Source organism: Streptomyces sp. NPDC087428, assembly GCF_044744085.1.
In the GTDB taxonomy this organism is placed as follows: Bacteria; Actinomycetota; Actinomycetes; order Streptomycetales; family Streptomycetaceae; genus Streptomyces.
In genome coordinates this window covers 430763-445129 of sequence record NZ_JBIUXR010000003.1, presented here as the reverse complement: position 1 = coordinate 445129, position 14367 = coordinate 430763, and the positions used below count along the sequence as shown (strand labels likewise).

Genomic DNA, 14367 nt, shown 5'->3' with positions numbered 1-14367 from the left:
ATTTCGTCTTTGCTTCTCTTTCCTTTCCGGCCGTACCGTAAAACGGGCTCGACGAGATGCGCACCGCGAATTCCTCGGAATTCGCGCGTTGTGCGCGTCGATCCATTTCCGTCGAGCGGACTGAAAGCGATCGAGAGGACCAGTGGCATGACCACAGTCGAGAACGGGCCGGGAACACACGAACTCGCAGGAAAGCGTGCCCTGGTCACGGGTGGATCCCGCGGCATCGGAGCAGCCGTCGTGCGCCAGCTCCTGGACGCGGGTGCCGACGTGCTCACGACCGCCAGGTCGGCGACGGGCACGGTGCCGGAGGGGGCCGGTTTCGTGGCGGCCGATGTGCGGACACGGGCCGGAGCGGAGGCACTCGCCGCGACCGCGCAGGAGGTGCTCGGCGGGGTGGACATCGTGGTTCACAACGCGGGTGGGGCGCAGCCTCACGAAGGTGCCCTGGCCATCCCCGACGAGGAGTGGCAGGACGCGCTGGACCTGAACTACCTGGCGTCGGTGCGGCTGGACGCGCTACTGGTACCGGAGATGCGGGAACGGCGTTCGGGGAGGATCGTGCACATCTCGTCGGCCGCGGTCCTCACCCCCGTGGGACCGTTCCTGCACTACGTGGCGGCGAAGGCGGCGCTGGAGACGTACAGCAGGGGACTGGCCCTGGAACTGGCCCCGTTCGGCATCCGGGTCAACACCGTGTCTCCCGGCCGGACAGCCACCCCCGGCGGCGAGACGACCCGGGAGCAGTGGGCGAAGGTGTCCGCGCGCATGGGCGCGGGCTCGGACCTGACCAACGCGGCCGACACCACGCCGCTGGGGCGCGACGGCCGGCCCGAGGACATCGCCGACGCGGTGCTGTTCCTCCTGTCCGACCGGGCGAGCTGGCTGACGGCGAGCAACCTCATCGTGGACGGCGGCGAATTCCCCAGGGGCTGACGCCAACGCCGACGGCGTTCCGGAACGCGGTTCTCCGGAACAGGCGCCCGCGTCCGTTCCTCCCCCCGGCCCTCAGGGCACCGGGGAGAAGGCGGCGGACCCGGACTCGGGAGTGGCGGCGGACTCGGCGGCGGGTTCGGACCAGGTCTCCCGGCGCAGGAGTTCGAGCAGCGCCGTCTCCGCCGGGCCCGCGGCGTGCCGGAGCACGGCGATGACCGGCTGGGACACGGCCGGGAACACCGGACGGACGAGGTGTTCGTGACCTGGGGGCACCGCGGAGGCCGGGACGAGCGTGGCTCCCAGCCCTTGCGCGGCCCAGCGCACCGCCGTCGCCGTCTGGGACACGCGGGCGGCCGTGGTCGGGTCGTCGTCCCGCAGCACGTTCAGCAGCACGCTGTCGAGCGCGCTGTCGCGGTCGAACCTCACCCACGGTTCCCCCTCCAGCTCGCGCGGCTCGACCCGGTCCGCGGCGAGCAGCCGGTGGCCGGCGCCCAGCACCACGACGAACTCCTCGTCGCCCAGGTGGTGGGCGTCGGCGGGGCTCCGCTCGCACGCCGCCATCAGGGCCAGGTCCAGCACGCCCCGGCGGCACAGCCGCTCCAGCTCGGCGGAGCTCGGCTCCTCGAACACCGTGACCTCCAGCCGCGGGTAGCGGCGGCGCAGCGCGCCCAGCGTGCGCGGCAACTGCCGTGTGCCGAAGCCCATCTGCGCCGCGACCGTCAGCTCGCCGACCAGCTCGTCGGCACCGGCCCGCGCCGTCGCCGTCGCCCGCCGTGACGCGCTCACCGCGACCTCCGCCTCCCGCAGGAACGCGTGGCCGACCGCGGTGGGCACCAGGCCGGCCGGGGTGCGGGTGAACAGTTGGACGCCGAGGTCCCGCTCCAGGCCCCGGATCTGCTGGGACACCGACGGTTGGGCGACGCGCAGCCGCTCCGCCGCCGCCGTCACCGAGCCCTCCTCGGCGATGGCGAGGGCGTACTCGAACTGGCGGAGGCTCATCGGCTCGCACTCTTCTCTGCGGTGGCGTCGTGTGCGGTGCGGACCGTGGGCGTGAGGCCGTGTTCGGCCTTGGCCGGCACGGTGGCCCATACGGTCCGGATCGGCGAGCCGTCGCGTTCCGACCTACGCAGATGCACGGTGAACATGCTGGTGCTGGTGCTGGTGCCGGTGCTCGTGCCGGCACCGGTGTCGGCGATCGGGCGTTTCGGATCGCCGGACACATCGGTGCGACTGGGCGACATGGAAGTGTCTCCTTCCGCCGGACGTCGTGGGTTACAGAGGATGAGGACGCCCTCTGCGATAAGTCGTGCACCCTGGGAAGGATTCCCCATGGGCGGATCGGTCTCGTACATGCGGTTGCGGGCATATAGCTGGTGTCGTATATTCGTCTGGTGAGTACTCCGGCAAGTGACGTCATCGCAGTACTCGCCGAGCCCAACCGCCGGCGCATACTCGACCTCCTCAAGGACGGCGAGCGGCCCGTTGGTGAGCTGGTCGACGAGCTGGGGCTGACGCAGCCGGCCGTCTCCAAGCACCTGCGCACTCTGCGCGATGCCGGACTGGTCGAGGCCAGGGTCGACGCCCAGCGACGGCTGTACCGGATACGCCCGGAGCCGCTGGCCGAGCTCGATGCGTGGCTCGCCTCCTACCGCAGTCTGTGGAGCGCGAGCCTGGACCGCCTGGGCCGGCATCTGGAGGAAGGAGCATCATGAACACCCCCACAGGACCCACAGGACCCGCGGACTTCACGGGACCCACGGACTCCGCAGAACTCGCGGGTTCCGCAGGCCCCACAGGGCCCCCGGACCCGGCCGAAGCCACGCTGAGCACGGGCGGCGCCCGGCCGGTTCTGCGCTTCGAACGCGTTCTGGCCCGGCCTCCCGAGGCGGTCTGGCGGGCGATCACCGACCGCGAGGAACTCAAGGCGTGGTTTCCGTCCGAGGTCATCGCCGACGCCTGGGAACCCGGTGCCGAGATCAGCTTCCCGTTCCCCGGGACCGACATGACCCTCACCGGCACCGTTCTGGAAGCGGAGGAGCCTCACACGCTCGCGTACACCTGGGGTGAGGAAACCCTCCGCTTCACCCTGACACCGGAGCCGGACGGCCGCACCCGTCTGGTGTTCACCGACGAGACGCCCCCGGACATCGCTGCCCGCAACGCGGCCGGCTGGCAGATCTGCCTCGGCCGCCTCGCTGGTCAAACCGTCGCCGCCGATGCCTGGAAGAGCCACTTCGACCGCTACAGCGCCGCGTTCGAACCGGCTCTCGGCCCGCAGCAAGGCCCCCCGGCCGGGAGCTGAGAACACGGCGGGACTCACCGGACACCCCCACGCCGTCGCGCGAGCCCTCGTGCGGTGGTGCGCCGGTCCGCAACTCCCGGAATCGGGTGAACTCGCCCGCGCGTGCGCACGGTGGCGCGAATGATCAGGACTGCTCCGTGTGTAGTGACTGGAATGGACTCAGGGGCAGAACCACACACGGACTCAGGGGCAGAACCACACACGGACGCAGGGGCAGAACCACACACGGACGCAGGGGCAGAACCACACACGGACGCAGGGGCAGAACCACACACGGATTCAGCGGCAGAACGACACACGCACGCAGGGAACAGCCCGGACGGTCCGCGAGTGAACCGGCGCGGCCTGTTCGTCGCCGCTGCCGGGGCACTGGCCGCCGGCGGTGCCGTGACAGCGCCGGCGACCGGCCGCGGAGCGAGTACCGCCGCCGCGGCAGAACGGTCCGGGCGAACGGCCGAGCCGGTCTCGGTCCGGCCGGCGGACCCCCGCTATGACAGCCTGCTACGCGGCAACAACTGGCGCTTCACCGGGCGGCCGGACGAGATCCGTGTCGTCAGCTCCACGGAACAGGTCGTGCGGGCCGTATCGGAAGCCGTACGGTCCGGCCGCCGGCTCGCGGTGCGCAGCGGCGGTCACTGTTTCGAGGGTTTCACCGCCGACCCGGGGGTGCGCCTGCTGCTGGACCTCTCGCCCATGAACGCGGTCGGCCACGACCCGGAGCGGCGCGCGTTCGAGGTGCAGCCCGGGGCCACGCTGGGACACATCTACCGGACCCTGTTCACGCGATGGGGTGTGACGGTGCCCGGGGGCGGCTGTCCGGACGTCGGAGCGGGCGGGCACTTCTGCGGGGGCGGGTACGGGCCGCTCTCGCGCCGGTACGGATCCGTGGTGGACCACCTCTACGGCGTCGAAGTGGTGGTCGTCGACGGACACGGCACCGTACGCACCGTGGTCGCCACCCGCGAACCGGACGATCCGAACTCCGACCTGTGGTGGGCGCACACCGGCGGCGGAGGCGGCAACTTCGGGGTCGTCACCAAGTACTGGCTGCGCTCACCGGACGCCGCCGGTACCGACCCCGCCCGGTTGCTGCCGCGCGCCCCCGCCAGGCTCCTGGAACGCGCGGTCGTCTGGGCCTGGGACGAGCGGATGACCGAAGGGGCGTTCACCACACTGCTGCGCAACTTCGGGACCTGGCACGAACAGAACAGTGCGGCCGGCACCCCGGAGGCCAACCTGTACGCGATCCTGCAAGCGCCGCACCGCAGCGCGGGCAGTTTCCAGGTGATCGTCCAGATCGACGCGGACGTTCCTGGCGCGGAGGGCCTGGTGGCGGATTTCGTGTCCGCCGTGACCGCCGGCGCCGGCGTCGAACCGACGGTCGACGCCAGTCGGACCATGCCGTGGCTGCACCCCGTCACCTGGCCGGGCACGGGTGAGGCCGGTGACGTGATCACCCGGCGGTACAAGATCAAGGCCGCCTGTCTGCGCCGCTCACTGACTGATCCTCAGCTCGCCACGGTCTACCGGTACTTGACCGATCCCGCCGGGACCCCGGACGGGAGTCTGGAGCTGTTCGGATACGGGGGCCGGGTGAACACGGTCCCGCCGGGACAGACCGCGGTGGCCCAGCGCGACTCGGTCATGAAGGCCGACTTCCACGCTGTCTGGCTCGACGAGGCCGACGACGCGGCCCGTCTCGCCTGGGTCCGTGACTTCTACCGGGACGTGTACAAGGACACCGGAGGTGTCCCCGTACCCGGCAGGGTCAGCGACGGGTCCTACATCAACTACCCCGACGTCGACCTGGCCGATCCCGACTGGAACACCTCCGGAGTGCCCTGGTACACCCTCTACTACAAGGACAACTACCCCAGGCTCCAGCGGGCGAAGGCACGTTGGGACCCGCTCGACGTGTTCCACCATCCGCTCGCGGTCCAGCGGCCCGCACGCTGACGTTCGCGACCAGCCGTGCCGGCCCTCACTCCCTCCCTCCCGGACCGGCACGGCTACAACGCGTCGCCGAAGGCCTCGGCCAGCTCGCGCCATTCGGCCAGGGGCAGCCCGGCGCCGCCCTCGTCCGCGGTGAGCACTTGCAGGGCGACGTGGTCGGCACCGGCATCCAGGTACTGCTGGGTCCGTGCCTTCACCTGCTCGGCGTCGCCCAGGGCGAAGAGGGAGTCCAGCAGGCGGACGCTGCCGCCGCCCTCGAAGTCGCTCTCCACGAACCCCAGGCGCAGCAGGTTGTCCGTGTAGTTGGGCAGCTGGAGATACATTCCGAGCATGGTTCGCGCGGTGGTGCGGGCCCGGTCGAGGTCGGTGTCGAGTACGACGGAGAGCTCCGGCGCGAGCAGCGCGTCGGGGCCGAGCGCCTCGCGCGCCTCCGCCGTGTGTTCGGCGGTGACGAGGTAGGGGTGCGCGCCCAGCGCCCTGTCAGCGGCCAGCCTCAGCATCTTCGGGCCGAGCGCCGCGAGAACCCGGTGCCCGGAGCCCACGGGCGGGGTGGCGGCGTCCAGCGCGTCGAGGTACGCGACCATCGCGCTGTACGGCTTCGCGTACCGCGGCACCATTGGGCCGTGGCTGACGCCCAGGCCGAGGACGAATCGCCCGCGCGCCCGCGCGTCGATCTCCGCGATCCGCGCCGCCACGTCCTGCGCCGGGTGGTCCCAGATGCTCAGGATGCCGGTGGCCACCGTGGCCTTGCGGGTGGCGGCGACGACCGCGGCGGCGTCGCCGGGCGAGGGACTGCCGCCGATCCAGAGCGTGCCGTACCCCAGGTCTTCGAGTTCGGCGACGGCTTCCGCGATGGCTCGCCCGCCCGCGGCGTCCGTCCGCGACCCGTGCAGGGCGCCGCTCCAGATTCCGACCCGTCCGAATGCCTCACGCGTCACAGAAGTCATGCAGTGGCCAACAGCGGCCCGCGCCCGCTATTCCCGGCCGGGCCGGTATTCACCCGAGTGCACGCGGGGCGGTGTGCGTGGGTGTCGCGGACACTCCCTGGCTTTGGGGTTCGAGCGGAGCCGCGAGTGGTGCCGGTGGCGGGATACCGAGACGCGCACGGGCCTGGTGGTCCGGGCCGACCGCGCCCGCCGTCCTGCGGGCGGGACGTTCCGGCGCCCGCCGCCCCACCACCGGGTTCAGCCCTCCTGCGGGGGTTCCACCCGTGCCAGCCACGCGGTCAGGAGCGGCTCCAGGGCCGCCGCCTCTTCCCCGGTCAGCGCGTCCAGGAGGCGGCGTTCGTTGCGCATGTGCTCCGTGAACGCCTGGTCGATCAGCTCCCGGCCCGCGTCGGTGAGGGCGACCACCCGGCCCCGGCCGTCCCCGGCCGCGCGGCGGCGGGTGACCAGGCCGGCGTGCTCCAGACGGTCGATGCGCTTGGTCATCGCGCCGGTGGTGACCATGGTGTGCGTCGCCAGCTCCCCGGGGGCCCGCTCGAACGGGGTCCCGGCCCGCCGCAGAGCGGCCAGCACGTCGAACTCGCCCTCGCTCAGGCCGAATCGCCGGTACACCACGCAGAGTTCCTCCGTGAGCAGCCCGCCGAGCCGGTGCAGCCGTCCGATCACGCCCTGCGGGCTCACGTCGAGGTCCGGGCGTTCGCGGTGCCACTCCGCCTGGATGCGCGCGACATGGTCCAGGGGCCGAGGGGTGGGGGCGGCGGCGGAGGAATCCTGCATGGCTTCACTGTAGCTTCCGCGGAAGGCATAATAGTTTCCATGGAAGCTACATTGCGATGGGTGCTGATCACGGTGATCGCGCCGGTGGCCTGGGGCACCACCTACTACGTCACCCACGCCTACCTGCCCGCCGAGACCCCGCTGTACGGTGCCGCGATCAGGGCCCTCCCCGCCGGGCTGCTGCTCCTGGCCGTCCGGCGGGAGCTGCCCCGCGGCTCCTGGTGGTGGAAGGCCGCGGTCCTCGGCGTCCTCAACATGGGCGGGTTCTTCGCCCTCGTCTACGTCGCCGCGCAACTGCTCCCGACCAGCACCGCCTCGACGATCATGGCGGCCTCGCCGGTGGCGATGATGCTGATCGCCTGGGCGCTGGTCGCGGAACGGCCGGGCCTGCTGCCCCTGCTGGGCGCCGCCGCGGGCATCGCCGGGGTGTGCCTCATGCTGCTGACGGGTTCGGTCTCCGTCGACGCCCGCGGAGTGCTGGCCTCGGTCGCCGCCATGCTGATGTCGTCCCTCGGCTACATCCTCGTCAAGCGCTGGGGTGCCGGTGCCGACGTGCTCGCCTCGACCTCCTGGCAGCTGATCGCCGGTGGCCTCCTGCTGCTGCCCCTCGCCGCCGTGGTGGAGGGCGCGCCGCCCGTACTCGACGGGCCGGCCGTCCTCGGGTTCGGGTACGTCGCCGTGGTGGCGACCGCGGTCGCGTTCGCCGCCTGGTTCACGGGCCTGCGCCATCTGCCCGCCGCGACCGTCGGCCTGGTCGGACTGCTCAACCCGGTGACCGGGGTGCTGCTCGGCACCCTGATCGCCGGGGAGTCGCTCACCCTCAGGCAGGTGTGCGGGCTCGTCCTTGTGCTGAGCGGAATCCTCCTCGGCCGTCCGACGGCCCGCCGGCCGGCCGAGGCGCGCCCCACCGCGGCCGGGCGGCCCGCAGAGCCCACCGGGGCGCCCGGATCCTCTACGGCTGGGTGACCCTCAACTCCCTTACACCCGTGGGCTCGTCCGCATCCGCGGAGCGGACCGTCACCCGCACCTCGCGGGCCACCGCCCCCGCCCGGTAGGGCTCCCAGCGTTCCCCGTCGGCCGAGGTCTCCAGCCGGTGGGCGGCGGGGCGTACGCCCGTCCACTCCGGCTCCATCGCCGTCACCGCCGCCGTCCGCCCCAGATCCACGGTCAGCGTGCCCGTCGCCCCGTCCGGGGACCAGGCCGTCGCCGCACTGCCGTCCACCGCCGCCGCCGCGTACAGGCCGGGGGACTCCGAGGTCGCCGTCGCCGGGCGGCAACGGGACGCGTCGGTGGTCGGGGCGAGGTCGGGGCGGCGGGTCGGCAGGGTGAGCGCGGTGGACAGCAGACGCGGGCCGGCGGGCGTGTCCAGGGTGAACGGGGTACCCGAGGTCAGCCTGACCTCCGTCGTCCGGGGGCCGATCGCGATGTCATACGTACGCCCCTGATGGCGCAGGCCCGTCAGCGTGACCCCTTCGCGCAGCTGCGGCGGCAGCATCGGGTCCAGCCGTACCCCGTCCTCCCGCAGCCGCAACCCCGTCAGCCCGTGCGTGAACACCTGGAGGAAGCCGCCCTTTCCGGTGAGGAAGTCCTCGGCGGGGAACCCGGACAGGGGATCCTGCGCGCCCGACTTCGCGCCCCGCGCCTCGCTGAAGAGGGCGTACGGACCGCGCGTGAACGGGCGCACGGCACGCTGGAGATAGGTGTACGTGGCGCAGCCGGGCTCCCCGATCGCGGCCGCGTCGATCGCGTGGACCGAATCCGTCATCGCCGGGCCGTCTGGATCGGTGCGAGCCGCGTAGTAGTCGAGCGTCGCGGCCGCCGCACCCGGCTCCATCGGCCACTCCAGCGGGTAGATCAGCAGCACGGTGTCGGCCTGTTTGATCGTCGAGCCGTCGTAGCCCGCGTACTGGAGGAAGAGCTTGCGCTTCGGGTCGTACGGGATGCGCAGACTGTCCGCGACCTTGTTCCACTCGGCCGGAGCGGGGTGGCCGAGGAGCTGCGCCGCGCGGGTGGCGTTGCGCAGGGCGGTGGCGGCGACGGCGTTGGTGAACACCCCGTCGGTGACGCCGTTGCTGTACTCGTCCGGGCCCGCCACCTCCTTCACGGACGCGCTGCCGTCGTCGTTCGCGGTGGCGCGCGAGACCCAGAAGTCCGCGATGCCCCGCAGGAGTTGCCAGCCGTGTCCGGCCAGCCAGTCGCGGTCGCCGGTGGCCAGGTAGTACTGCCAGACGGCCAGGGAGACATCGCCCTGGAGGTGGTTCTGCGTGACGCAGTGCGGCGGGTTCCAGCTCTGGCACTCCGACCAGAGGGCGCCCTTGCTCGCGCTCGTCCAGGGGTAGAACAGCCCCTTGAACCCCAGCTTCTCCGCGTTGGTACGGGCCTGGTCACGGGTGCGATAGCGGTACTCGACCACCGAACGGGCCAGCTCGGGACGGGTGGCGAGCAGCCCGGGGTACATCCAGGTCTCGGCGTCCCAGAACACCATGCCCGCGTAGTTGTCGCTGGTCAGCCCGGCCGGGGCGATGCTGTCGCGGGAACCGGTGCGGGTGGACGCGAGGAGCCCGTACTGCGCGGAACGCAGCCACTTCTGGAGGTCGGGGCTGCCCGGAACCAGGACGTCCGCGGCCCAGTCCCGGCGCCAGACGGCGGCGTTCTCGGCGAGGACGGCGGACCAGCCGAGCCGCGCCGCGCGCCGGGACGCCTCACGCGCGGTGGTGCGCGGGGCGCGCGAGGTGAGCGCGGTGTCGACCCCGACGTACTTCTCGAACGTATACGTGCGCCCGGCGCTCACCCGGGACGGATGCGCGTTCCCGGCAACCAGGGGCGTGGTGTCGGTGGTCCGGCCCGTGACGCCGGAGTCCCGGTGCATCGTCTGCACGATCGCGCCGGCCGTTCCGGTGCCCCGCGTGCGGAACGTCCCGTCGTCGTCGAGTGCGATCCGGCGTGCGCCGCGCGGGTCGAGCCGGCCGGTGACGGTCGCCGTGCCGCTCCAGTGCGGGGTCATCCGCAGCCGTACGGCGCCGGTGTGCACGGAGGCGCGGTCGGTCAGCACCTCGTACGTCAGGTCGGTCGCGCGGCCGTCGGCGGTCGTCCAGCGCAACGACGTACGCACGAGTCCGCAGCGCAGGAACACTGTCTGGCGGTACCGGGAGATCCGGCCCGCCGGGGTGGCGGAGCCGTACGTCTCGTCGCCCACGCGCACGTCGAGGGTGGTCCAGCTCGGCAGCGCGGCGGCCACCTCGCGGCCGGCCGCCAGGTCGGGGTCGCGGCCGAAGAGCCCGGAGACGAAGGCCCCGTCGTAGCGCGGCGTGTACAGCGGCCAGCCGGTCTTCTCGCCCGTCTCCGCGTATCCGGCGCCCGCGGCGGGGACGCGGTGGCCCAGGTAGCCGTTCCCGACGTAGGGGTCGTAGCCCGCGGCCTCGCCGAACGTGGTGGACGTCGGGGCCCAGGCGGGATCGGTGTCGCGGCCGCAGGCCACGTCGGGACCCGGACCGGCGGCAGCGGGCGCGGCCTGGTGGGAGGAGGCGTAGGAGACGGGCGGCAAGGGCGCGATCAGCGCACATGCGACCAGCGACGTGAGGAGAGGGATGCGCGAGAGGCTCACGGTACGAACGTAGGGAAACGGGACCGGCACGGCGGCGCACGGCGCGCGGGTGAACGGCTGATGAGGCAGTCGGCTGAACCAGGATCCGGCCGAGGGCGGTGCGCCTCAGGGCGCGCGAGTGGCCCGGCTCAGGCCGCGAGGCCCGTCTTGAGGCCCGCGCCGCACAGCGGTACGACGACGCTGCGGTCGGTCCAGCCACCGACCGCGGCCCAGCAGGCGACGCCCGTCGTCTCCACGTAGAGGCCGCGGGCGGCCAGGTCCAGCTGTGCGCCCCGGAGCTGATCCTCGGTCACGGTCAGGAAGGTGCCGCCCGACTCGCGCACCGCCGCCAGGATCGCCCGAGCCCGCGGCGGACGCGGAATGGCGATGCCCTCGGCGAGGGTGGGGGAGGCGGGGCCGGGCGGGGTGCCGGGGAGTACGTCCGCCCCGGCGTGGAAGGCGGCGGCCAACGGGGAGACGGCCTCGGCCTGCACGGCGATCAGGGCCGGAACGGTGTCGATCAGGCCCTGATCGCGGAGCTCCGCGACGGCCAGTGCCGCGCCCAGGAGCAGGGTGCCGTTGCCGACGGGTACGGCGATCGCGTCGGGGAGCCTGCCGCCGAGGTCCTCCCACAGCTCGTACACGTAGGTCTTCGTGCCGTGCAGGAAGTACGGGTTGAAGACGTGCGAGGCGTAGAAGGTGCCGGGCGCGTCGGCGGCGGCTCGGGCGGCCAGGGCGGTCGACTCGCGGTCCCCGGGGACGATGTCCAGCCGGGCTCCATGGGCCCGGATCTGCTCGGTCTTCTTCGGGGACGTGCCCTCGGGGACGTACACCGTGCAGGGCAGCCCGGCGCGGGCGCAGTAGGCCGCGACGGCGGTGCCCGCGTTGCCGCTGCTGTCGGCCACCACGCGCTCGGGGGAGAGGCGCCGGGCCAGTTCGGCGAGCATCACCGCGCCGCGGTCCTTGAAGGAGAGCGTCGGCATGAGGAAGTCGAGTTTGGCCGAGACCGTGTCGGTGAGCGGCACGAGTGGGGTGCGGCCCTCGCCCAGGGTGGTCGTGGGCGACGCGAGCGGCAGCACCTCCTCGTAGCGCCAGAGGGAGTTGACCCGGCCGGACAGGGCCGCGGGACGGAGGGGTCCCGAGACCTCGAAGTCGAGGTCCCAGGGGCCGCGACAGACCGGACAGCACCAGGTCAGCGAAGCGACGTCGGCACGGGTTCCGTCCTGCGGGCAGCGGTATGCGGTGGCCATGGCAGCCAGCATGTCAGCAGGAGGGCGGGAACCCGGGACCGGTGACGGGGGTTCGGTGACAGGGGTCCGGGGCGGCCGCACCGTCGCAGCCACCCCGGACCCGCACGTTCCGGATCCGTGCGAGCTCCTACCGCCGCCCGGACAGCCCTCGGTCGACGGTGGCCATCAGTTCGCCGTCGTCCGTGTCCCCGTCCAGTGACCAGAACATCGCGCCGCCGAGCCGGTGGTCGCGGATGTAGGCGGTCTTGGTGCGCAGGACCTGCGGGTCGTCGTACGTCCACAGGGTGGTGCCGTCGAACAGCCAGGCGCTGCCGTCCCGGACGTTGCGGTGGACCTTGTACGTACCGGATTCGGCCAGTTTCCTGAGGGCCTTGTAGTCCTCGTAGCCGGCGGCCCAGGTGGCGGGTGCGGGCCTCGCGGCGGGCCGGCCCATGCCGTCACCGCCGCCGGTCACACCGGTCCAGCCCTGACCGTAGAACGGCATTCCCATCACCAGCTTGCGGGCCGGGGCGCCGCGTCCCAGCCAGTCGCGCACGGTCCGGTCGACGCTGAAGTCGCCCTTCGCGTACAGCGCGGACTGCTGGGCGGTGGTCTTCTCGCCCGAGACGTGGAAGTCGTAACCCTGGAGGTTCACGAAGTCGAAGTCCCGCATGATGCGGGGGACGTCGAAGCCCGCGTCGATCTTCTCGGGGGACGCGGGGACGAATGCCGAGAGGTCGTAGTGCTTGGGCTTGGGCTTCGAGCCGTGGCCCCGGCCCTTCGGCCGGCTCTGCTGGCTCTGCTGGCTTTTCGCGTAGGCGTCGAGCTGAGTGCGGAACTCGTGCACCAGGGCGGTGAAGTTCCGCTTGTCCTCGGGTCGGTACACCGTGTCGGTGTCACCGGCGGATCCCGGCCATTCCCAGTCGATGTCGATGCCGTCGAAGAGGCCCGCCGCGGCGCCCTGCCCGCCCCGGGTCCCGTCCACCGGCAGGTTTCCCTTGATGTACAGGTCGATGCAGGAGGAGACGAACGCCTTGCGGGAGGCCGCGGTGCGGGCCGCGTCCGAGAAGTGGGTGGACCAGCTCCAGCCGCCCAGCGAGATCATCACCTTGAGCCCGGGATGCTTGGCCTTGAGCTCGCGCAACTGGTTGAAGTTGCCCGCGAGGGCCTGCCCGTCGGTGTCGGCGACTCCGTCCACCGAGCCTGCGGCGTCCAGCGGACGGACGTAGTCCGCCCACGCGTCCGCCTCGCCCGGAACGTTGCCGGTGAAGCACGTGCCGTCGGCGCCGACGTTGCCGAAGGAGTAGTTGACGTGGGTGAGCCTGGCCGCCGTGCCGCTCGTCTCCAGGTCCTTGACCTGGAAGTCGCGTCCGTAGACGCCCCATTGGGTGAAGTACCCGACGCGCTTGTAGGCGGGAGCGGAGGTGTGGTGACCGCTGTTCCCGCGGTCCTTGGTGCGACTCGTGCTCTGGTCCGTGCCGTGTCCGGCGGCGTTGGCGGTGGGGATGACGGTGGCTGCCAACGAGAAGAGGGCGCAGACGGCAATGGCCGGTGCGGACAGGGTTCTTCGACGCATGGGGCCCATTCCTGTACGTGTGCCGAGAGGTGCGTGAGCCGTGCTGTGTGGAGAGGAAGTTATTGGTCTGGACCAAACCGGGTCAAGGGGTGAGGCGAATCCGGCCCCGGGTCGCGCGACCGGGGCGCGGCAGGGGGCGGTCGCACGCGCCCTGGCGGCCGGCGCCGGGTATGCGCACGTCGGCGGCGAATCATCACTTCGAGTGAATCTCTGGCCTGCGCTTGCGGTCCGGAACCGACGGTTGCGACGCTGTTGCAGTCTGTCAACCTCTTGGGGAGTGGCCTGTGACTTTCGGTGAGCAGCCCGCCTATCTGCGCGTTGCGGGCGATCTGAGAGAGAAGATCGTCAACGGTTCGCTGCCGCCGCATACGCGATTGCCGTCGCAGGCGCGCATCCGCGAGGAGTACGGGGTCTCCGACACCGTCGCGCTGGAAGCGCGCAAGGTGCTGATGGCCGAGGGGCTGGTCGAGGGCCGCTCGGGCTCCGGTACGTATGTGCGCGAGCGCCCGGTCCCGCGCCGGATCGCCCGCTCCGGCTTCCGTTCGGAGACCGGCGCCAGCCCGTTCCGGCAGGAGCAGACGGCGGAGGGGGCGCGGGGGACCTGGGAGTCCCGGAGCGAACAGGAGGGAGCGAGCGCGGAGATCGCCGAACGGCTCGGGATCGAGCCGGGCGACCGTGTCATGCGGACGCGCTACGTGTTCCGGGAGGCGGGCGAGCCGATGATGCTCTCGACCTCCTGGGAGACCCTCGCGGTCACGGGGCGCACGCCGGTGATGCTGCCGGAGGAGGGCCCGTTGGGCGGCTGCGGGGTGGTCGAGCGGATGGCCGCGATCGACGTGGTCGTGGACAACGTGGCCGAGCAGGTCGGCGCACGCCCGGGGCTGGCGGAGGAGCTCCTGGCGCTCGGCGGGGTGCCCGGTCATGTCGTGATGGTGATCGAGCGCACGTACTACGCGTCGGGGCGGCCGGTCGAGACCGCCGATGTGGTGGTGCCCGCCGACCGCTACCGGATCGCCTACCACCTGCCTGTCAGGTGACCGGCCGGCGAAGGCCGCGTCCGTGGCCGA

At 72.2% G+C, this 14367-nt stretch carries 13 protein-coding genes; 6 read left to right on the top strand and 7 right to left on the bottom strand.

The features are described from left to right. Nucleotides 1-147: 147 nt before the first annotated feature. On the top strand, nucleotides 148-936 hold the full coding sequence (locus ACIO3R_RS09320; RefSeq protein WP_402104736.1) for an SDR family oxidoreductase: 789 nt from the start codon (nucleotides 148-150) through the stop codon (nucleotides 934-936). A 72-nt stretch (nucleotides 937-1008) separates the two neighbouring features. Here ACIO3R_RS09320 and ACIO3R_RS09315 read toward each other — a convergent pair whose 3' ends face one another. Both ACIO3R_RS09315 and ACIO3R_RS09310 read right to left on the bottom strand, forming a co-directional pair. After that, nucleotides 1009-1935 (bottom strand): LysR family transcriptional regulator, encoded by a 927-nt coding sequence (locus tag ACIO3R_RS09315; protein WP_402104732.1) that lies wholly within the window; start codon nucleotides 1933-1935, stop codon nucleotides 1009-1011. Next, complete coding sequence (locus tag ACIO3R_RS09310; RefSeq protein WP_402104729.1) at nucleotides 1932-2177, bottom strand: hypothetical protein; 246 nt, start codon at nucleotides 2175-2177, stop codon at nucleotides 1932-1934. Before ACIO3R_RS09310 ends, ACIO3R_RS09315 begins: the two co-directional genes overlap by 4 nt. 150 nt (nucleotides 2178-2327) lie before the next feature. On the opposite strand from ACIO3R_RS09310, the gene ACIO3R_RS09305 reads away from it, so the two are divergent. From ACIO3R_RS09305 to ACIO3R_RS09295, 3 genes are all read left to right on the top strand, one after another. Continuing rightward, on the top strand, nucleotides 2328-2648 hold the full coding sequence (locus ACIO3R_RS09305; RefSeq protein ID WP_385027284.1) for an ArsR/SmtB family transcription factor: 321 nt from the start codon (nucleotides 2328-2330) through the stop codon (nucleotides 2646-2648). Next, on the top strand, nucleotides 2645-3238 hold the full coding sequence (locus tag ACIO3R_RS09300; RefSeq protein ID WP_402104725.1) for an SRPBCC domain-containing protein: 594 nt from the start codon (nucleotides 2645-2647) through the stop codon (nucleotides 3236-3238). The genes ACIO3R_RS09305 and ACIO3R_RS09300 overlap by 4 nt, the downstream gene beginning before the upstream one ends. A gap of 330 nt (nucleotides 3239-3568) precedes the next feature. Continuing rightward, nucleotides 3569-5194 (top strand): FAD-binding oxidoreductase, encoded by a 1626-nt coding sequence (locus ACIO3R_RS09295; protein ID WP_402104722.1) that lies wholly within the window; start codon nucleotides 3569-3571, stop codon nucleotides 5192-5194. Between the two features lie 53 nt (nucleotides 5195-5247). Here ACIO3R_RS09295 and ACIO3R_RS09290 read toward each other — a convergent pair whose 3' ends face one another. Continuing rightward, nucleotides 5248-6138 carry an LLM class F420-dependent oxidoreductase gene (locus tag ACIO3R_RS09290; protein WP_385350739.1) on the bottom strand — a complete coding sequence of 297 codons (891 nt, stop codon included), beginning with the start codon at nucleotides 6136-6138 and terminating at the stop codon, nucleotides 5248-5250. Nucleotides 6139-6375: 237 nt separating this feature from the next. Further along, complete coding sequence (locus ACIO3R_RS09285) at nucleotides 6376-6912, bottom strand: MarR family winged helix-turn-helix transcriptional regulator (RefSeq protein ID WP_385027296.1); 537 nt, start codon at nucleotides 6910-6912, stop codon at nucleotides 6376-6378. A 39-nt stretch (nucleotides 6913-6951) separates the two neighbouring features. Between ACIO3R_RS09285 and ACIO3R_RS09280 the strand changes: the two genes are divergently transcribed. After that, nucleotides 6952-7878 carry a DMT family transporter gene (locus ACIO3R_RS09280; RefSeq protein WP_402104717.1) on the top strand — a complete coding sequence of 309 codons (927 nt, stop codon included), beginning with the start codon at nucleotides 6952-6954 and terminating at the stop codon, nucleotides 7876-7878. Here ACIO3R_RS09280 and ACIO3R_RS09275 read toward each other — a convergent pair. From ACIO3R_RS09275 to ACIO3R_RS09265, 3 genes are all read right to left on the bottom strand, one after another. Continuing rightward, a complete protein-coding gene (locus tag ACIO3R_RS09275) occupies nucleotides 7865-10516 on the bottom strand; it encodes a discoidin domain-containing protein (protein ID WP_402104715.1) in 2652 nt (883 codons plus the stop codon). The genes ACIO3R_RS09280 and ACIO3R_RS09275 overlap by 14 nt on opposite strands. Nucleotides 10517-10644: 128 nt before the next feature. Beyond that, a complete protein-coding gene (locus ACIO3R_RS09270; RefSeq protein ID WP_402104713.1) occupies nucleotides 10645-11757 on the bottom strand; it encodes a threonine synthase in 1113 nt (370 codons plus the stop codon). Nucleotides 11758-11872: 115 nt separating this feature from the next. After that, nucleotides 11873-13300 carry a glycoside hydrolase family 18 protein gene (locus tag ACIO3R_RS09265; protein ID WP_402104710.1) on the bottom strand — a complete coding sequence of 476 codons (1428 nt, stop codon included), beginning with the start codon at nucleotides 13298-13300 and terminating at the stop codon, nucleotides 11873-11875. A 284-nt stretch (nucleotides 13301-13584) separates the two neighbouring features. Between ACIO3R_RS09265 and ACIO3R_RS09260 the strand changes: the two genes are divergently transcribed. Further along, complete coding sequence (locus ACIO3R_RS09260) at nucleotides 13585-14337, top strand: GntR family transcriptional regulator (RefSeq protein WP_385037652.1); 753 nt, start codon at nucleotides 13585-13587, stop codon at nucleotides 14335-14337. Nucleotides 14338-14367 lie beyond the last annotated feature (30 nt).

What these genes read in the sequence shown, in the direction of transcription:
- ACIO3R_RS09320 (WP_402104736.1), top strand. Translation starts at nt 148, where the DNA reads ATGACCACAGTCGAGAACGGGCCGGGAACACACGAACTCGCAGGAAAG.
- ACIO3R_RS09315 (WP_402104732.1), bottom strand. Translation starts at nt 1,935, where the DNA reads ATGAGCCTCCGCCAGTTCGAGTACGCCCTCGCCATCGCCGAGGAGGGC.
- ACIO3R_RS09310 (WP_402104729.1), bottom strand. Translation starts at nt 2,177, where the DNA reads ATGTCGCCCAGTCGCACCGATGTGTCCGGCGATCCGAAACGCCCGATC.
- ACIO3R_RS09300 (WP_402104725.1), top strand. Translation starts at nt 2,645, where the DNA reads ATGAACACCCCCACAGGACCCACAGGACCCGCGGACTTCACGGGACCC.
- ACIO3R_RS09290 (WP_385350739.1), bottom strand. Translation starts at nt 6,138, where the DNA reads ATGACTTCTGTGACGCGTGAGGCATTCGGACGGGTCGGAATCTGGAGC.
- ACIO3R_RS09285 (WP_385027296.1), bottom strand. Translation starts at nt 6,912, where the DNA reads ATGCAGGATTCCTCCGCCGCCGCCCCCACCCCTCGGCCCCTGGACCAT.
- ACIO3R_RS09280 (WP_402104717.1), top strand. Translation starts at nt 6,952, where the DNA reads ATGGAAGCTACATTGCGATGGGTGCTGATCACGGTGATCGCGCCGGTG.
- ACIO3R_RS09270 (WP_402104713.1), bottom strand. Translation starts at nt 11,757, where the DNA reads ATGCTGGCTGCCATGGCCACCGCATACCGCTGCCCGCAGGACGGAACC.
- ACIO3R_RS09265 (WP_402104710.1), bottom strand. Translation starts at nt 13,300, where the DNA reads ATGCGTCGAAGAACCCTGTCCGCACCGGCCATTGCCGTCTGCGCCCTC.